This is a genomic window from Variovorax sp. RTB1, assembly GCF_035018765.1.
GTDB lineage: Bacteria > Pseudomonadota > Gammaproteobacteria > Burkholderiales > Burkholderiaceae_C > Variovorax.
The window spans coordinates 33,976-53,094 of record NZ_JASJXG010000033.1 but is presented as its reverse complement, the minus strand read 5'-3'; the positions used below and the strand labels follow the sequence as shown (position 1 = coordinate 53,094).

Sequence of the window (19,119 nt, the reverse complement as noted above, 5' to 3'; positions counted from 1 at the left end):
GCATGGGCAGCCCAGCGACGGGCGGGAAAATTCAGGCGGGTGGGCGTGTGTGGCATGGGTTCGGTCTCGTCTGTGTCTTGGGGCGTTCGCAAGTCTAGGCCTGCGTGCCCCGTCACGCCGAAGGGTGGCTAGGGCAATCCCTGATGGTCGCCTGAAACCGGTTTCATACAATCCGCTTCGTTGAAACGAAACCCGTCGCACGCGGGTCGCACGAGTGAACTATCAATTCCAGTTCGATGCAGTGTTCGCGGCATGGCCGCTGCTGCTCAAGGGCACCTGGATCACCATCCAGCTGTCGCTGATCGCGACCGTGCTCGGCCTGGTCGTCGCCATCTTCTGTGCATGGGGCAAGACCTCCGGTCCGGGCTGGCTGCGCTTCGTGATCAATGCGTACATCGAGGTCATTCGCAACACGCCTTTCCTCGTCCAGCTTTTTTTCTTCTTCTTCGCGCTGCCGGCCATCGGGCTGCGCTGGTCGCCGCAAACCGCCGCGCTGGTGGCGATGGTGGTCAACCTCGGCGCCTATGCGACCGAGATCATCCGTGCCGGCATCGAGTCGATTCCCAAGGGACAGATCGAAGCGGGCCGCGCGCTCAACCTGAAGGCGTGGGAAATCTTTCGCTTCGTGATCATCAAGCCGGCGTTGAAGGCGATCTACCCGGCGCTCACCAGCCAATTCATTTTGCTGATGCTGAGTTCGGCCGTGGTGTCGGTGATCTCGGCGGACGACCTCACCTCTGTCGCCGCCAACCTGCAGTCGCAGACCTTTCGCAGCTTCGAGATCTACATCGTCGTGGCTGCGATCTACCTGCTGCTGGCGCTCGCTTTCTCGGCGTTGTTCAAGCTGATCTATCAGCGCACGCTCAACTATCCGGACCGCCGGTAAGGCAGGGGCACCACGACCATGCGTACCTTCGGCTTTCCCGAATTCATGTTCATCCTCGAGGCGGCGCGCTGGACGCTGGCCTTGTCGCTCATCGCTTTCATCGGCGGCGCCGTTCTGGGCCTGATCATCGCGTTGATGCGCACGTCGGACTCGATGGCGGCGCGCCGCGGGTCGACCGTGTTCATCCAGATCTTTCAGGGCACGCCGCTGCTGCTGCAACTGTTCCTGATCTTCTTCGGCGCTCCGGTGCTCGGCTTCGACATCAACCCGTGGTTCGCCGCAGGTGTCGCACTGATCCTGAACAGCGCCGCCTTCCTCGGCGAGATCTGGCGCGGCTGCATCGAGGCGGTACCGAGCGGTCAGCGTGAAGCGGCCGAAGCGTTGAGCCTGAAGTACGTCGCCCGCATGCGCGACGTCGTGTTGCCGCAGGCATTCAAGATCGCTTTGGCGCCGACGGTTGGCTACCTGGTGCAGATCATCAAAGGCACATCGCTGGCCGCGATCATCGGCTTCACCGAGATCACGCGCGCCGGCCAGATCATCAACAGTGCGACTTTCCAGCCGCTCGTTGTCTTCTCGGTCGTGGCGGTCATCTACTTTGCGATCTGTTGGCCGCTTTCGCTGCTGGCGGCTCGCATCGAGCGCCGGGGTGCCCGTACTTTCACGCGCTGATTCCCAGTCCAATCACATTCACATACCTAGGAGATAACGAATGTCCCATCCTATTTTTCGCCGCGCTTTGACGGGTGCCATGGCCGCATTGGGTCTTGGCGCCGCGCTTGTCGCTTTTTCTCCGCTCGCGTTTGCACAGTCCATGGCCGACATAAAGAAGAAGGGCGAGATCACCATCGGGGTGATGGTCGACGTACCGCCGTATGCGACCACCGACGTCCAGAATCAGCCCGATGGCTATGACGCCGACGTGGCCAAGTTGCTTGGCAAGGACTGGGGCGTCAAGGTCAACACCGTGACGGTGACCGGCCCGAACCGCATTCCCTATGTGCTGACCAACAAGGTCGATGTGTTGGTCGCCGTGCTCGCCATCACGCCCGAACGGTCGAAGCAGGTTCAGTTTTCGTCGCCATATTCGGCCGCGACCATCGTTCTCTACGGGTCGGTCAAATCACCCATCAAGAGCGCAGCCGATCTGAAGGGGATTCGCGTTGGCGTGGCGCGTGCGAGTACGCAGGACGTGGCGCTGTCGGCAGTGGCACCTGAAGGTACCGAGATCCGCCGCTTCGACGACGATGCTTCGGCCATGCAGGCGCTGATCTCGGGCCAGGTCGACGCCATCGGCTGCCCCACCACCGTTGCAGCGCAAATCGCCAAGCGCGTGCCTGCCAACACATTCGAAGAGAAATTCGTGGTGCGCCAGCAATTCATGGGCATCGTCATGCGACTCGGGCAAGACGATCTGCTGAAGAACCTGAACGAGTTCGTTGCGCGAAACACCGCAAACGGCGAACTCAACAAGCTGTATAGAAAATGGCTGGGCGTCGATCTGCCGAAGATGCAGTGATGGCGGTCGATTCGATCATCCGCATCGAAGCGGTCAACAAGTGGTACGGCACTTTCCAGGTGCTGACCGACATCGACCTCGACGTGAAGCAGGGTGAGCGCATCGTGGTGTGCGGGCCTTCGGGCTCGGGCAAGTCGACGCTGATTCGTTGCATCAACAGGCTCGAGACCGTGCAAAAGGGAAAGATCGTCGTCGACGGCATCGACCTCACGGCCGGCGGCAAGAACGTCGATGCGGTGCGGGCCGAGGTCGGCATGGTGTTCCAGCAGTTCAACCTGTTCCCGCACCTGACGATTTTGCAAAACTGCACGCTGGCGCCGATGCGCTCGCGCGGCATGACGAAGCCGCAAGCCGAGGAAGTCGCGATGAAGTACCTCACGCGCGTGCGCATCCCCGAGCAGGCGCACAAGTACCCGAGCCAGTTGTCGGGTGGCCAGCAGCAGCGCGTGGCGATTGCTCGCGCACTCTGCATGACGCCGAAGATCATGTTGTTCGACGAGCCGACCTCTGCGCTCGACCCCGAGATGGTCAAGGAAGTGCTTGACACCATGATCAGCCTGGCCGACGACGGCATGACGATGCTGTGCGTCACGCACGAGATGGGCTTTGCCCGCAGCGTGGCCGACCGTGTGATTTTCATGGCCGACGGCAAGATCCTCGAACAAGCGCCGCCCGCCGAATTCTTCGGCAATCCGAAGAACGAAAAGCTCAAGCAGTTTCTCGGGCAGATCCTCAGCTCGAATCAGGCGCATTGATGTCCACCGTTCTCGTTTCGCTGTCGTCTTTCGGCGCTGCCGAAGTCGGCCGCCATGGTCAGTTGTGGTACGCCCAGTTGGCGAAATCCGCCGGTGCGGACTCGGTCGAAGTGCGCGGCGAAATGCTGCGCGATGCGGCGACTGAATTGCCTGCGCTGGCTGGCCTGGCTTCGGTCTACTCGAGTCCCGAAGGCTTGTGGGCCGAAGGCGGCTGGCTCGACAGCGCCGCGCTGGGTCGCGGCATCGCGGCAGCGACCACACTCGGTGCCAAGCGGTTGAAGATGTCGATCGGTGACTTTCGGGCCAGCTCGCACGGATCGCTGTGGGGCCTGAAGGTGCAGTTGTCCGAGACGCGCATCGAGCTCCTGATCGAGAACGACCAGACCGTATCGGCGGGCTCGCTGCCGGCCTTGATGACCTTCTTCAATGCGGCGGAGAGCGCCGGCATTTCACTCGGAATGACATTCGACATGGGCAACTGGCACTACGTCGGTGAATGTCCGATCGAGGCGGCCAAGGCGCTCGGCAAACGCGTGCGCTATGTCCATTGCAAAGGCGTGCAACGGCTGCCTGCGAAGTGGGTGGCGGTGCCGCTCGCTGAATCCGCAGCACCCTGGCGTGCGCTGTTCCGGGTCTTGCCAGCCGATGTGCCGCGCGCCATCGAATACCCGCTGACGGGCGACGACCTGCTGGCCGTGGCGCGCGAGCAGATCGCGTTCGTCCGCGCGTTGTGAGCGCACTGGAATCCGCATGACAGACGCTGCCCTCGACATCGCGCTGTTCGATGTCGCGCTGTTCGGGGAAGCGATGCTGTTGCTGGTCGCCGACCGGCCCGGTCCCCTCGAGAACGCCGAGTCTTTTTACAAGCGTACCGCCGGCGCCGAAACCAACGTGGCCATTGGTTTGGCGCGCCTTGGACTCAAGGTCGGCTGGGCCAGTCGGCTGGGCACCGATTCGATGGGGCGCTACCTGATCGCAGCCATGAAGGGCGAGGGCATCGATTGTTCGCATGTGATTTGCGACGCAGCACAGCGCACCGGCTTTCAGTTCAAAGGTCGCGTGACCGACGGCAGCGATCCGCCGGTCGAGTACCACCGCAAGGGTTCGGCTGCGAGCCAGATGGGGTCGGCCGATGTCGACGAGGCATGGCTGCGATCGGCGCGACATCTGCACGCCACCGGCGTCTTCGCAGCCATCTCCGACACGAGCCTGCAAGCTGCGCTGAAAACGATGGACGTCATGCGCGCGGCAGGCCGCAGCATCTCTTTCGACCCTAACCTGCGGCCGACGCTCTGGACTTCGACCGAGGCCATGCGGCATTGGATCAACGAGCTTGCGTCGCGTGCCGACTGGGTCTTGCCAGGCTTGGAAGAAGGCTTGCTCCTGACCGGCGAAACCGAGCCGGAAGCCATCGCTAAGTTCTACCGCCGGCTCGGCGCGAAACTGGTCGTGGTCAAGCTCGGTGCCCAGGGCGCTTACTACGACAGTGACGTGGTCGGCACGGGCTGCATCGAAGGTTTTCCCGTGGCGGAAGTGATCGACACCGTAGGCGCCGGTGACGGCTTTGCCGCTGGTGTCGTCAGCGCGCTGCTCGAAGGCAAGAGCGTGCCGGAGGCCGTCCGTCGCGGCGCCTGGATCGGCGCGCGCGCGGTGCAGGTGCTGGGCGATACCGAAGGCCTGCCGACGCGGGCACAACTCAATGAGGCAGGACTGTGACAGTGACTATGACGCGCAAGAACGTATTGGTGTTTCGCGATCTCCCCGAAGATCAACTGGCTCGTCTGCGAGCGGCGCATGAAGTGACGGTGGCCGATCCGCGCACGCTGCCCGACGTGTTCAACGCCGCGCTGCCGACGACGCACGGACTCATCGGCGCTAGCCATCCGGTCGACGCGGCGCTGCTCGATGCAGCACCGCGACTCGAGGTGATTTCCAGCATTTCGGTCGGCGTCGACAACTACCCGCTGGCCGAGCTGAATGCGCGCGGCATCGTGCTGTGCCACACACCCGGCGTGCTCACGGAAACCGTGGCGGACACGGTGTTCGTGTTGTTGATGGCCACGCAACGGCGTGTGGTCGAGCTGGCGAATCTGGTGCGCGATGGGCAATGGAAGAGCAGCGTGGGCGAAGACTTGTTCGGCTACGACGTGCACGGCAAGACGCTCGGCATCCTCGGCTTCGGGCGCATCGGTCAAGCGGTGGCGCGTCGTGCGGCGCTCGGCTTCGGCATGCCGGTTCTGTATCACTCGCGCCGCGCGGTCGACCTTGCTACGCAAGCACCGGAACTTCAAGGCCGCGCCACCCACACGCCGCTCGATGCGCTGCTCGCGCAGTCGGATATCGTGCTGGCGATGCTGCCTTTGTCTGATGCAACGCGCGGGATGATCGATGCGAAGTTCTTCGCGCGCATGAAGCCGGGTGCGGCTTTCATCAATGTGGGCCGCGGCGCAACGGTCGATGAGGCCGCGTTGCTGGCCGCACTCGATCAAGGCAGCCTTCGTGCAGCCGGGCTCGATGTGTTCGCGAAAGAACCACTGCCGCTCGATTCACCGCTGCGCACGCATCCGCGCGTCACGCCATTGCCGCACATCGGCTCGGCCACGCACGAGACGCGACACGCGATGGCTGCGCTGGCCACTACCAACTTGCTGCAGGCGTTGGCGGGGGAGCAGCCGACTGCCGCGTACGACACGGCCGCAGGTTGACCGCAAAGGCTTCCTTGCAGCGCCCCGGCAAATCCACCATCGCCGATGTGGCAGCGGCGGCGGGCGTCTCGAAAGCGACGGTCTCGCGCTTTCTGAATCACCGCGAACGATTGCTGAGCCCCGACATCGCGACGCGCGTCGAAACCGCCATCGCCGCGCTCGGTTATTCGCCGAGCCCGATGGCGCAAGCGCTGAGCCGCGGTCGTTCGCGCCTCATCGGCCTGATCGTCGCGGACATCACCAACCCCTATTCGGTGGCGGTGTTGCGCGGCGCCGAGAAGGCCTGTCAGGACGCTGGCTACCTCGTGATGCTGTTCAACCTGGGCAACGACGTCGATCGGGAGCGCGAGGCGATCGATGCACTGGCCGGGTACCAGGTCGACGGCTTCATCCTCAATACGTTGGGCCGCGGCGCGGGTCTGGTCGATGCCGATGCGCTGCATGGCAAACCGGCGGTGCTGGTCGACCGTCGGCACGCGGGCATGCACACCGACTTCGTCTCACTCGACAACCGTTCTGCGATGCGAGCTGCCTGCGGGCATCTGGTCGATGGCGGCTATCGCGAATTGCTTTACATCACCGAACCGTCGAAGGGCGTGAGTTCACGGCGCGAGCGCACAGCGGCTTTCGGCGCCTGCATGACCGCGCACCAGCCGAAGGTAGCGGGAGAAGTCTTCGAGAGCGTAGGAGATGGAGGTGCAGCGCTCGACGAAGCACTGCGTGCACTGCGCAAGCGCGCCATGCGGGGTCAGCGAACAACTTCTGGCAAAGGTGCCGCAGTCATTGCCGGCAACGCAGTCGTCACGCTGCGCGTGGCGCAGGCGATGGCGCGGCTCGATCTGCAGTTCGGACGCGACATCGGCTTCGTGGGATTCGACGACCCGGACTGGGCCTCGTTGATCGGGCCGGGACTCAGCACCATCTCGCAGCCGACCGACGAGATCGGCCGCGCGGCAGCGAATTGTCTGATCGAACGGTTGAAGGGGCTTGATTCGGCACCGCGGCAGTTGTTGCTGCCGGGGGAGCTGGTGGTGCGAGGATCTTCGCTGCGCGTGGCGGGCTGATCAGCCTACTTCAGCGATCAGCTCGATCTCCACACAAGCACCCATCGGGATCTGCGCCACGCCGAACGCGCTGCGCGCATGCGCGCCTTTGACGGCGCCAAAGACTTCCGCGAAGAGCTCGCTGGCGCCGTTGGTGACCAGATGCTGTTCGGTAAAGGTGGGCGCGGAATTGACCAGGCTCATGACCTTGACGATGCGCGTGATCTTGTTCAGATCGCCGACTGCCGCATGCAGGGTGCCGAGCAGGTCGATGGCGATGGCGCGGGCCGCCTTCCTGCCTTCGTCGGTGCCGATGTTGACGCCCAGCTGGCCGACCCATGGCTTGCCGTCTTGCTTGGCGATGTGACCCGACAGAAAGATCAGGTTGCCGGTTTGCACGAAGGGCACATAGGCCGCGGCGGGCACGGAGACGGCGGGCAGGGAGATGCCGAGTTGGGTCAGTTTGTCGTAAACGCTCATGGGGATTCCGAAAGAAGGGCAGCGTCAGCGCTGCGATTGGGATTGAGATTGAGATTGAGATTGAGATTGGGATGAAGACGCAGAACCGGCGGCAGCGAGTGCAGCAGCCGCTTTCGCTTCGCGCTCCCGCAACTCTTCGGCAGGCTGCACCGTCACGCCGACATGCAGCGTATGCCTGGCGCCGCCGTGCAGCACGCCGCGCATCGGAGACACGTCGGAATAGTCGCGGCCCAGCGCCAGCGTCACATAGTCTTCGCCAGGCTGGCGACCGTTGGTGGGATCGAAGTCGGCCCAGTCGCCAGCGCTTCCCGCGCCGTCGCCGCGGCCCGGCAGGTACACCGATACCCAGGCATGCGAAGCGTCGGCGCCGATGAGGCGGGCCTTGCCGGGCGGTGGTTGCGTGAGCAGGTAGCCGCTCACATAGCGCGCCGGCAGACCCATCGTGCGAAAGCACGCGATCATGATGTGCGCGAAGTCCTGGCAGACGCCTTTGCGCTGCGCCAGTGCCTCGACCGCGGGCGTGTTGATCTCGGTGCTTTCAGGCTCGTAGTCGAAGTCGCGGTACATGCGCTGCGTCAAGTCCATCGCGACGTCGAAGGTCGGCCGGCCGGGCACGAAGCTGGGCCGTGCATAGGCCGCGAAATTGTCGTGACGCGGCACGTAAGGCGACGGAAAGACAAAGTCCGAGGCGGCATCGAAGGTCGTGCCCTTGCGGTAGATGAAGCGCTCGCGGACCGCTTCCCAAGCCAGGTCGCGTGCCACGGCCGGCGAGAGCACGGGGGTCTTCGTATCGACCACGCTTTCAGCGATGACGATCAACTCGTCGTGCGTCGAATCGAGCGCAAAAAATGCGCGTGCGTTGCCGTACAAATCAGGCAACTCGCTGCGTTGCGCCGGCTCGGGCGTGATGCGCAGCGTGTGGCTCACGAGCCGCTGCGATGCGGTGGCGAGCGGCTTCAAGTGCGCAAGGTGCTGCGCCGTCTCGACGGGCGGCGTGTAGTCGTAGCGGGTTTCGTGGGTGACGTGCAGCAGCATGTTTGGCTCCGGTGCGTTCCGGCTAGGCTCCGACGGAGCGAAGCGATTCGGACGTCAGGGTGAAGTAGCGAATGCCGATCGCGTCCGACACATGGTAAGCCGCCAGCTCGCACGCGCCGAACAGGTCCACGAGGGCGGGGTACTGGGCCTCGGCGCCGGCTTCGCACATGCGTTCCAGCGTCCAGCTGGCGGGGTCGGGCAGCTCGTAGGAGAGCGCACTCAGCTTGCCCGGCGCGCTGCCGGCCAACTTCGCAATGCGGCCCCGCAGCGTCTGTGTGACCCATGCCAGCGAGCGCGGATTGTCCCCGTCGAGCACCAGCAGGTCGACCATCGTTGCAACATCGCGGCGCTGTTGGTAACGCGCATGAAAAGTGATGGTGCTGTCGAACAGGGCGATCATCGCCTCGAAGCCACCGATCTCGTGAACGGCGCCGTTCGCGAAGCCGGCTGCGAGTGCGCTCGACAGGAAGCCCAGCCGCTCGATGTGGCGACCGATCGACAGCAGGCGCCAGGCATCGTCCCGCGTCATGCGGTCGGTCTGGGCACCGGTCATGGCCGCAAGGGCTGCGCTGGCGGCTTCGAGTGATCGCATGGCCGCGCCGGTGGCGTAGCTGCCTTCGCCGACTTCACCCGCCTGCTCCACGCTGCGGCGCAGGAATTCGTCTTCAGCGCGAACGATCTGGTTCCAGTGATCTTGCGAAAGACGTTCTCGCACTGCGGCGGCCGATTCACGGATACAGCGAAGACTGAAGCCGACGCTGCCGCCCTTGTCGACATTGCCCAACTCGGCGATGAGCGCGCGCTCGAACACACGGCGCGATTTGGGAGCGCTCGGAACGTCGCGTGGCACCAGTGCATTGCGCAGCGCCAGGCGATGCAGCCAGGCGAGGAGCGGGCGCGATGACTGGTCTTCGCCACGCAGCAGATCGAGGGTGAGGCGCGACAAACGCACGGCGTTTTCGGCGCGTTCGGTGTAGCGGCCCAGCCAGAACATGTGTTCGGCGGCACGGCTCGTGACCGGGGCCCGATGGCGCGCCAGCGACGCGGGCGTGGCGTGCGGTTGCAGCAGGGTGGTGCGGTCGACCTCGCCGTGCGTTTGCACCCAGACGTCGGCACTGCTGCCGCCACGCTGCATCGATGCAATTTGCGCGTTGGAGCCGGTGAGCCTCGCCAGGCCGCCGGGCAGTACGCGCCAGGACTGGGCGCCATCGCTCACTGCGAAGACGCGCAGCAGCATGGCGCGCGGCGCGATGTGGCCGGGGCTGAGGTCGGCCGTCCAGGTCGGCATCTGCGACAGCGGGAGGTAGCTTTGAACGGTGTGCGCTTCGCCCTGTCGCACGATGCGGCCGGCCCACTCGTCGAGTTCGCGGCGACCCAACTGGCTGCCGAGCACTGCCTCGAAGGTGGTGTGCGCGTTGGAGCCGGGGTAGGTGGGCTTGATGGCGCAATCGCCGAGCTGCGGCAGCACGGCTTCCATGGCCGCGCGCTCGCCGCACCACCAGGTCGGCAAGGCGGGGAGCTGCAGCTTTTCGCCGATGAGCCGACGCGCCAGTGCGGGCAAGAACCCAAGGAGCGCCGGCGATTCGAGGAACGCCGAGCCCGGCATGTTGGCGACGAGAAGGTTGCCGGCGCGAATAGCCTGTAGCAAGCCCGGTACGCCGAGCGTCGAGTCGGGGCGCAGTTCGAGCGGGTCAAGGTATTGGTCGTCGAGCCGCTTGATGAGGCCGTGCACCGGCCGCAAGCCTTGCAAGGTCTTGAGATAGAGCCGCTGGTCGCGCACGGTGAGGTCGCTGCCTTCGACCAACGTTACGCCGAGGTAGCGCGCGAGGTACGCGTGCTCGAAGTAGGTTTCGTTGTACGGGCCGGGCGTCAGCAGGGCGATATGCGGCGGCGCGCCCGCGGGGCACATGGCCTGCAGGCCCTCCATCATTGCGCTGTAGGTCGAAGCCAGTCGCTGCACGTCGAGCGCTTCGAACGCCTGCGGAAACTGACGTGAGATCGCGAGCCGGTTTTCGAGCAGGTAGCCGAGGCCTGAAGGCGCTTGCGTGCGCTGCGACACGACCCACCAGTTGCCGTCGGGGCCGCGAGCGAGATCGAACGCCGTGATGTGCAGCCATGTATCGCCGGGCGGTTTGACGCCGTGCATCGGCCGCAGGTAGCCCGGATGGCCGCGCACCAGCGCCGCCGGCAACAAGCCTTCTGCCAGCAATTGCTGCGGACCGTAGACGTCTGCCATGACGCGATCGAGCACGCGCACGCGTTGCAGCACGCCGGCCTCGATCTGCGCCCAGCTTTCGGGCGAGACGATGAGCGGAAACAGGTCGAGCGACCAAGGCCGCTGCGGACCGTCGGCGTCTGCATAGACGTTGTAAGTGACGCCGTTGTCGCGAATCTGCCGTTCAAGACTGACGGCGCGGCGCGGCAGGTCGCTGAAGCTGCCTGAGCCCAGGTTCTCGAAGAACTTGCCCCAGGCTGGTGTCAGCGGCGGCTTGTCTTGCGGTCCTGCGGCTTCTTCAGGCGCCGGCACTGGAGGCGCGGGCTGAGCCGACGCCGTGTCGTACAGCGGTGCGCCGGGCGGCGGGTTGACGGTTCGCGCCGGCGTCGGCCGCGTGGCCTCGCCTCGCAACTCATCGTAATGACCGGGCGCGGCGGCAGGCGCAAGCGATGAGGCAAGCGCGGCGGGTGATTCGAGCGCTTGCGCGCCGAAGAGAGATTCGTTCAGAGGTTCCACAGACTGTGGATTGTCACATCGCGCTCACTTTGATGGAGTGACCACTAAACGAAATAACCGGCTGAAGTGTGGCTAGACACAATCAACGACGCAGATCGAGCGTGAACGGGAACTCGCGGCTGCCCGCCAGTTCGATGGTCGCTGGCGGCGTATTGAGCACGCCGGGGGTGTGGCCCATGCGCGTAAAGCGCGAGTGGCGCCGGCTCTCGGCCTCGTAGGCATTCACCGGAAATGTCTCGTAGTTGCGACCACCCGGATGCGCCACGAAGTATTGGCATCCGCCCAGCGAACGCTTCATCCAGGTGTCGACCAGGTCGAAGGTCAGCGGTGCATGCGCGCCGATGCTCGGATGCAGCGCCGACGGCGGATTCCAGGCTTTGTAGCGCACGCCGGCCACGAACTCGCCGGTGGTGCCGGTGGGCTGCAGCGGCAGCACCTTGCCATTGACGGTGATGACGTGGCGGCTCTCGTTCAGGCCGGTCACGCGAACTTCGATTCGCTCCAGCGACGAGTCGACATAGCGAACGGTGCCGCCCGAGGAGCCTTCTTCGCCCATGACATGCCACGGTTCGAGCGCGTTGCGAAGCGACAGCTCCACACCCATGGCCTGAATCTGGCCGACCAGCGGAAAGCGAAACTCGAGGTGCGGCGCGAACCAGTTCGGATCGAACGGAAAGCCGGCTTGGCGCATCTCGCTGATGACGTCGTCGAAGTCCATCTTGACGAATGTCGGCAGCAGAAAGCGGTCGTGCAGCTCGGTGCCCCAGCGCGTCATCGGCGCCTTATACGGCTCGTCCCAGAAGCGGGCGACGAAGGCGCGAATCAGCAACTGTTGCGCAATGCTCATGCGTGCGTGCGGCGGCATTTCAAAGGCACGCAATTCCAGCAGGCCGAGGCGGCCGGTGCTCGAATCGGGCGAGTAGAGCTTGTCGATGCAGAACTCGCTGCGGTGCGTGTTGCCCGACACGTCCACCAGGATGTTGCGCAGCGTGCGGTCGACCAACCAGGCCGGCATGTTCTCGCCGTAGATCTCGCGGTTGCGAGCGATCTCTTTCAGCGCGATTTCAAGCTCGTACACCTGATCGTTGCGGGCTTCGTCCACACGCGGCGCCTGGCTTGTCGGGCCGATGAACATGCCCGAGAACAAGTAGCTGAGCGACGGATGGTTGTGCCAATACAGCAGCAGGCTGGCGAGCAGCTCCGGTCGGCGCAGGAACGGACTGTCCGCCGGCGTGGCGCCGCCCATCACGAAGTGATTGCCGCCGCCGGTGCCGGTATGGCGGCCGTCGGTCATGAACTTCTCGGCCGACAGGCGTGTCTCGAACGCGGCGTTGTAGAGGAACTCGGTGTGTTCGACCAGTTCCTTCCAGTTGCTGGCGGGATGGATGTTGACTTCGATGACGCCCGGGTCGGGCGTGACGGCCAGCATCTTCAAGCGCGGATCGCGTGGTGGCGGGTAGCCTTCCATGACGACCTGCACGCCGAGTTGGGCCGACGTCGCTTCGATGGCGGCGACGAGGTCGAGGTAATCCTCGAGGCGTGCCAGTGGCGGCATGAAGACGTACAGCACGCCCGATGCAGTACCGACCTTTTCAGCGGCCGGGCCATTGGCGCGGCGCGGGTCGCGCACTTCGACGCAGAGCGCGGTGCGCGTGACCCAATGGGCCGACTCGCCGCGTTGCGGTTGCCGCGTGGCGCCGGGTGCAACGGACGCGGCAGCAGCACTGGCTGAAGCGGCATCGACCTCCGCGCCGGTGGCCGATGCCTCAGCGGCAGCGCTCGCACCGTCTGCTGCGGCAGCAGCAGCAGCATGGCCACCAGCGCCTTGAAAGCGCAGCTCCGGCGCGGTAACCGGTGGCGCGCCGAAGACATAGGGCACGGCACCCAGGTCACCTGTCGGGGGCTCAGAGCTGGTCGCGTAGCGTTCGCGGTAGTCCGCTGAAGTCGGCAGCGCGGCGCGCGGTGCTGTCGGATCGCGTTCGATCAGGTATGGGTAGTCGCCCTTGCTGGCCCAGGGCTGCGAATCGAGCGGCAAGCGGTAACCCATCGGCGAGTCACCGGGGATGAGATACAGCCGGTCGTCACGCAGGAACCACGGGCCGGTTTTCCAGCCCGGTCCCTCCAGCGGCGGCGCATCCTTGTCGGCGCTGCCGGGCTCGATCGGCAGCATGTAGCCGATGACCGCATCGAGCTTTTGGGTGAACACGCGGCGCAGGCGCACGCGCTCCAGTTCGTCGTCGAGCTTCGACTCGAACGGGTCGACGTTGACAGGCAGCCGACGCTCGCGCCAGAGATAGTAGTAAACGTCTTCGTAGCCCGGCTGCATGTAGCGCTCGGTCAAGCCCAGCTTGTGCGCCAGTACGGTGGTGAAGCGGCGCGCGTCTTCGCTGGTGTAGTGCGTCGGCACGCGTTCGTCGGCGAAGAGTTCGGGGTTGTGCCACAGCGTCTCGCAGTCGCCACGCCAGAAAATCGACAGTGCCCATCGCGGCAATTGCTCGCCGGGATACCACTTGCCCTGGCCGAAATGCAGAAAGCCGCCTTTGCCGTATTCGGCACGCAGCTTTTGGACCAACTCGGTCGCGTAGCCGCGCTTCGTCGGGCCGAGGGCGTCGATGTTCCATTCCGCCGCATCGCGGTCGCTGGTCGCCACATAGGTCGGTTCTCCGCCCATCGTCAAGCGCACGTCGCCGGCTTGCAGCCGCTTGTCGACCGCATCGCCGAGGGCCAGCACTTCGGCCCATTGCTCTTCGGTGTAGGGCTTGGTCACGCGCGGCGATTCGTAGATGCGCGAGACCTTCATTTCATGGCCGAATTCGACCTCTGCATCGTCGACCACGCCTTCGATCGGCGCGGCACTCGACGGCGTCGGCGTGCAGGCGAGCGGAATGTGGCCTTCGCCGGCGAGCAGGCCGGAGGTGGCGTCGAGGCCGACCCAGCCTGCCCCCGGCAGGAACACTTCGCACCATGCGTGCAGATCGGTGAAGTCGACCGTCGTACCGCTCGGGCCGTCGAGTGCTTTCACGTCCGGCGTGAGCTGGATGAGGTAGCCCGAAACGAAGCGCGCCGCCAGGCCGATGTGACGCAGCAACTGAACCAGCAGCCAGCCCGAATCGCGACAAGAACCACTGCCGTTGGTCAGCGTTTCTTCCGGCGTTTGCACACCGGGCTCCATGCGAATCAGGTAGTTGACGTCCTTCTGCACCTGCTGGTTGATGCCGACCAGAAAGTCGATGGTGCGCTGCTCTTTGCGATCGACTTTTTCAAGATAGGCCTCGACCAGCGGTGTCCCCGGGTCTGCGACAAGGTAAGGCGCAAGTTCGACAGCCTGCGACTCGGTGTACTTGAAGGGGAAGTTCTCGGCCTGCGGCTCGAGGAAGAAGTCGAACGGGTTGTAGACCGCCATTTCGACCACGAGGTCGACCGTGACCTTGAATTCGGTTGTCTTCTCCGGGAACACCAGCCGCGCCTGGTAGTTGGCGAACGGGTCTTGCATCCAGTTGACGAAATGCTCTGCGGGCTCGACCTGCAACGAATACGAAATGATGTTGCTGCGGCAATGCGGTGCCGGGCGGAGCCGAACGACCTGCGGCCCCAATTGCACCGGACGGTCGTACTTGTAATGCGTGACGTGGTGAAGTGCGGCGTGAATGGACATGTTTTTTGGGCGCCGGAAGCGTCGAAAAGTGCAGGCTGAGAGGCGGTTGAGCGAAGGCCTCGTTCGAGACGCATACTAGCCGAGGTCAAGCAATTAACGCGCCAAAGAGCGCCTCAACGAGATTGATCAGGGAGTGATTCAAGTCATGCCACAGGGAGTGGATCTGAGCACACGCGTGCGTCGGTTTTGTGGCGCTGCGGGTGTGCGTTCGTGAGCGCCGACGCGGAGTCGGACACGGGGGTGCGCGGCCGCGGTGCCTTTGCCGCACTGGCGGGTTCGGTCGCTGGCGCTGTCGTGCAGTTGCAACAGGGCGAGCTCTGGAATGCAGTTGTTTACGCGGCTTTTCTGGCTGTCGGCGTGGTCGGGTTGTGCCTGATGGCACGGATTCGAGCGGACACGACCAGGCTCCGCAGTCTCCTGCTCGTCATCGCGTGTGCGGCGGGCATGCTGGCCGGCGCTGGGTCCGCCGGATGGCGCGCTGCAAGCTATTTGCGTGACGCGCTCGCCCCGGCACTCGAAGGCCGTGATGTCGTGGTCGAGGGCGTGGTGGCGCAGATGCCGCAGCACAGTGAGACGGGTACGCGCTTCCGGTTGGAAGTCGCATCGGCACGATGGGCCATGCAAACGTCCGCGCCCGCAAACGACGACGACTCGTCCGGACCGACACGGGCCACACGGACGGCACCGGCCGCACCTGTCGTGCCGCCGGGCATCGCTCTCGGTTGGTATGCCGCCAACACCTCGGCGTGGGGCAATGCATCCGACGATGGCGCGCGCACCCGACCTGCGGTTGCACCCGGCCCCCTGCACGCAGGCGAACGCTGGCGCATGACCGTGCGGCTCAAGGCACCGCATGGCAGCTCGAACCCGCATGGCTACGACTTCGAGTTGTGGATGTGGGAGCAGGGCTTGCAGGCCAACGGCTACGTGCGCACCGGCGCGGGCGATGCGGCCCCCTTGCGCCTTGCCGATACATGGCAGCACCCGATCGAGCGTGGGCGCGAGTCGGTGCGCGATGCCGTGTTCACGCACGTGCCGGATCGCAAGTTGGCCGGCGTCATCGCGGCGCTCATCACCGGCGATCAGAACGCGATCGATCGAGCCGACTGGGATGTCTTTCGTGCCACCGGCGTCGCCCATTTGATGAGCATTTCAGGCTTGCACATCACCATGTTCGCCTGGCTTGCCGCGCTGCTGGTCGGCGCGCTGTGGCGGCGCAGTAACCGGCTCATGCTGATGTGGCCCGCGCCGCACGCTGCGCTGGTCGGTGGCGTGTTGTTGGCGGCGGGCTACGCGCTTTTCAGCGGCTGGGGCGTTCCATCGCAACGCACGATCTGGATGCTCGCAACGGTCGCGCTGTTGCGCCTGACGGGCCGGCGCTGGCCTTGGCCGCACGTCTGGTTGCTGGTCTGCGCGGTGGTGGTGGCGATCGATCCGTGGGCTTTGATGCAAGCCGGCTTCTGGCTCAGCTTCGTCGCGGTGGGCGTGCTCTTTGCGACCGATGGGGGTGCGGCCACTGTCGCCAGGGGTGGCGTGGCCGGCCATCTGGCTCGCACCTTGCGCGAGCAGTGGGTCGTCACGCTGGCGCTCACGCCGTTGAGCGTGTTGCTGTTCCAGCAGGTGTCGGTGGTCGGGCTGGCCGCCAATGCCATCGCGATTCCATGGGTCACGCTGGTCGTGACGCCGCTGGCGATGGGCGGCGTCGTCGTCACGCCGCTGTGGACCGTCGCGGCCTGGTCGGTGCAAGCGTTGGCGCTACTGTTGCAATGGCTCGCCTCGATGCCTTTCGCCACGGTGTCGATGGCGGTGCCGCCGATATGGATGGCGGTTTGCGGCGTAGCGGGCGGTGTGCTGGTGGCCATGCGGCTGCCCTGGTCGATGCGCGCGCTCGGCCTGCCGCTGTTGCTGCCGGTGCTGCTCTGGCAGACGCCGCGACCGCCAGGCAGCGAGTTCGAACTGCTCGCAGTCGATATCGGGCAGGGCAATGCGGTGCTCGTTCGTACCGCCGCACACAGCCTCTTGTACGACAGCGGGCCGCGCTACAGCCTCGAAAGCGATGCCGGCCACCGCGTCATCGTGCCGTTGCTGCGCGCCATGGACGAGCGGCTCGACAAGGTGGTCTTGAGCCACCGAGACATCGACCACACCGGCGGCGCGCCTGCGGTGCTGGCGATGCAGCCGCAGGCAGCACTGTTGAGTTCGATCGAGGCGACGCACCCGTTGCAGGCGCTGCGGCCAGCGGAGCGATGCGTTGCCGGCAAGCATTGGGAATGGGACGGTGTTCGCTTCGAGATACTTCACCCTCTCGCGGACGACTACACGCTGACGGCCAAGCCGAACGCGTTGTCTTGCGTGCTGCGCATCAGCAACGGCCGCGCCACCGCGATCCTTGCTGGCGATGTCGAGCGCGATCAGGAGGCTGCGCTGGTGCGACGCGAGCCGGGCCTCGCCGCAGACGTTCTGCTCGTGCCGCACCACGGCAGCAAGACCTCGTCGACCGCCGTCATGCTCGACGCCGTGTCCCCATCGCTTGCCATCGTGCAGTCGGGCTACCGAAACCGCTTTGGCCATCCTGCGGAAGAGGTGCGTGCGCGCTACGTGGCCCGCAATGCGGCAGTCGTCGACTCGCCGCACTGCGGGGCAGTGCACTGGCACAGCGAATCGCCACAGGCATGGAAATGCGAGCGCACGATCGGGCGTCGTTACTGGCATCACCACGTTCCTTAAAGCGTGCAGCAGCGCGTTTTCAGGCCTTGAACTTGCTAAGCTATGTGCGAAGGAGATTGGTCGTTCCATGCACAAATTCGACGAGATGTACGAGAAGCTTCCCTACGCGGGAGCAGCAATCCGCGGCCACTACCAGCGCTACGACCAATGGCTGGGCAAGCAACCCGGCGAGGTCATGCGCCAACGGCGTGAAGAGGCCGAAATGATCTTTCGGCGCGTCGGCATCACCTTCGCGGTGTATGGCGCCAAGGACGAAGACGGCGCAGGCACCGAGCGTTTGATCCCTTTCGATCTGCTGCCGCGCATCATTCCGGCCCACGAATGGGAGAGCATGGAAAAGGGCCTGGTGCAACGCGTCACGGCGCTCAACCGGTTCTTGTACGACGTCTATCACGACCAGGACATCATCAAGGCCGGCATCATTCCGGCTGAGCAGATCCTGAACAACGCGCAGTTTCGCCCCGAGATGATGGGCGTGAGTCTGCCCAACAACATCTACTCGAACATCTCCGGCATCGACATCGTGCGTGCGCCCGATGCCGACGGCAACGGCGAGTACTACGTGCTCGAAGACAACCTGCGGGTGCCGAGCGGCGTGAGCTACATGCTGGAAAACCGCAAGATGATGATGCGGCTGTTCCCCGACCTGTTCAATCAGAACCGCGTCGCGCCCGTCGCGCATTACCCCGACCTTCTGCTCGAAACATTGCGCGCCAGCGCACCGGCGGCAACGGCCGAGCCCACGGTGGTCGTGCTCACGCCCGGCATGTACAACAGCGCCTACTTCGAGCATGCGTTCCTGGCGCAGCAGATGGGCATCGAACTCGTCGAAGGGCAAGACCTCTTCGTCAAGGACGACTTCGTCTACATGCGCACCACGCGCGGCCCGAAGCGCGTCGACGTCATCTACCGCCGCGTCGACGACGACTTCCTCGACCCTGAAGTCTTCCGCCCCACATCGACGCTCGGTTGCACTGGCCTGATGCGCGCCTATCGCAACGGCAACGTGGTGATCTGCAACGGCGTCGGCACTGGCGTGGCGGATGACAAATCGATCTATCCGTACGTGCCCAAGATGATCGAGTTCTACCTCGGCGAAAAGCCGATCCTGAAGAACGTACCGACCTACATGTGCCGCAACAAGGACGAGTTGCAATACACGCTCGACAACATGAAGGACCTCGTCGTGAAGGAGGTTCATGGCGCCGGCGGCTATGGCATGTTGATCGGCCCGGCGGCGACGCAGGCCGAGATCGAAGAGTTCAAGAAGGCCGTCATTGCCAATCCCGAAGGCTACATCGCGCAGCCGACCTTGAGCCTGTCGACCTCGCCGACTTTCGTCGATGCCGGCATCGCGCCGCGGCACATCGACTTGCGGCCTTTCGTGCTGTCCGCCAAGGAAGTGCAGATGGTGCCCGGCGGCCTGACGCGCGTGGCGCTCAAGGAGGGCTCGCTCGTGGTGAATTCGTCGCAGGGCGGCGGCACCAAGGACACTTGGATTCTGGAAGCCGAGCGCACGCCGCGCAAGCCTTCGCAGGCGCAGTCCCAAAGCCAGTCGGCTGCCGCGTAGACACGCGAAGCCT

14 protein-coding genes are annotated in these 19,119 nt (G+C 64.8%); 10 read left to right on the top strand and 4 right to left on the bottom strand.

The genetic code is table 11. From position 1 onward, the window contains the following. The first annotated feature begins 214 nt into the window (after window positions 1–214). From QN397_RS18575 to QN397_RS18540, 8 genes are read left to right on the top strand one after another with little or no spacing between them, the layout of a single operon-like run. Window positions 215–886 carry an amino acid ABC transporter permease gene (locus QN397_RS18575; RefSeq protein ID WP_323496097.1) on the top strand — a complete coding sequence of 224 codons (672 nt, stop codon included), beginning with the start codon at window positions 215–217 and terminating at the stop codon, window positions 884–886. An 18-nt stretch (window positions 887–904) separates the two neighbouring features. Then, window positions 905–1,558 (top strand): amino acid ABC transporter permease, encoded by a 654-nt coding sequence (locus QN397_RS18570; protein WP_323501638.1) that lies wholly within the window; start codon window positions 905–907, stop codon window positions 1,556–1,558. Window positions 1,559–1,598: 40 nt separating this feature from the next. Beyond that, window positions 1,599–2,405 (top strand): transporter substrate-binding domain-containing protein, encoded by an 807-nt coding sequence (locus QN397_RS18565; protein ID WP_323496095.1) that lies wholly within the window; start codon window positions 1,599–1,601, stop codon window positions 2,403–2,405. Further along, window positions 2,405–3,160, top strand: a complete 756-nt coding sequence (locus QN397_RS18560; protein WP_323496094.1) for an amino acid ABC transporter ATP-binding protein — start codon at window positions 2,405–2,407, stop codon at window positions 3,158–3,160. The genes QN397_RS18565 and QN397_RS18560 overlap by 1 nt, the downstream gene beginning before the upstream one ends. After that, entirely contained in the window at window positions 3,160–3,894 is a 735-nt protein-coding gene (locus tag QN397_RS18555; RefSeq protein WP_416352343.1) for a sugar phosphate isomerase/epimerase family protein, read from the top strand. The genes QN397_RS18560 and QN397_RS18555 overlap by 1 nt, the downstream gene beginning before the upstream one ends. A 16-nt stretch (window positions 3,895–3,910) precedes the next feature. Next, the gene (locus QN397_RS18550) at window positions 3,911–4,876 is read left to right on the top strand and encodes a sugar kinase (RefSeq protein WP_323501636.1); all 966 of its coding nucleotides are present in this window, start codon (window positions 3,911–3,913) and stop codon (window positions 4,874–4,876) included. Window positions 4,877–4,884: 8 nt separating this feature from the next. Next, a complete protein-coding gene (locus QN397_RS18545) occupies window positions 4,885–5,865 on the top strand; it encodes a D-glycerate dehydrogenase (protein ID WP_323496278.1) in 981 nt (326 codons plus the stop codon). 14 nt (window positions 5,866–5,879) lie between these two features. Then, window positions 5,880–6,929 (top strand): LacI family DNA-binding transcriptional regulator, encoded by a 1,050-nt coding sequence (locus QN397_RS18540; RefSeq protein ID WP_323496091.1) that lies wholly within the window; start codon window positions 5,880–5,882, stop codon window positions 6,927–6,929. Here QN397_RS18540 and QN397_RS18535 read toward each other — a convergent pair whose 3' ends face one another. From QN397_RS18535 to QN397_RS18520, 4 genes are all read right to left on the bottom strand, one after another. Next, window positions 6,930–7,388: a RidA family protein gene (locus QN397_RS18535; RefSeq protein WP_323496090.1), complete on the bottom strand. Its 459-nt coding sequence runs from the start codon at window positions 7,386–7,388 to the stop codon at window positions 6,930–6,932. It lies immediately after the preceding gene. A gap of 24 nt (window positions 7,389–7,412) precedes the next feature. Then, window positions 7,413–8,423 (bottom strand): transglutaminase family protein, encoded by a 1,011-nt coding sequence (locus tag QN397_RS18530; RefSeq protein ID WP_323501635.1) that lies wholly within the window; start codon window positions 8,421–8,423, stop codon window positions 7,413–7,415. Window positions 8,424–8,445: 22 nt separating this feature from the next. Continuing rightward, complete coding sequence (locus QN397_RS18525; RefSeq protein WP_323501634.1) at window positions 8,446–11,154, bottom strand: circularly permuted type 2 ATP-grasp protein; 2,709 nt, start codon at window positions 11,152–11,154, stop codon at window positions 8,446–8,448. Window positions 11,155–11,236: 82 nt separating this feature from the next. Further along, on the bottom strand, window positions 11,237–14,809 hold the full coding sequence (locus QN397_RS18520; protein WP_323501633.1) for a transglutaminase family protein: 3,573 nt from the start codon (window positions 14,807–14,809) through the stop codon (window positions 11,237–11,239). A gap of 210 nt (window positions 14,810–15,019) precedes the next feature. Between QN397_RS18520 and QN397_RS18515 the strand changes: the two genes are divergently transcribed. After that, window positions 15,020–17,536, top strand: a complete 2,517-nt coding sequence (locus tag QN397_RS18515) for a DNA internalization-related competence protein ComEC/Rec2 (protein WP_323501632.1) — start codon at window positions 15,020–15,022, stop codon at window positions 17,534–17,536. Between the two features lie 67 nt (window positions 17,537–17,603). Further along, window positions 17,604–19,106 carry a circularly permuted type 2 ATP-grasp protein gene (locus QN397_RS18510; RefSeq protein ID WP_323501631.1) on the top strand — a complete coding sequence of 501 codons (1,503 nt, stop codon included), beginning with the start codon at window positions 17,604–17,606 and terminating at the stop codon, window positions 19,104–19,106. The last annotated feature ends 13 nt before the right edge of the window (window positions 19,107–19,119 follow it).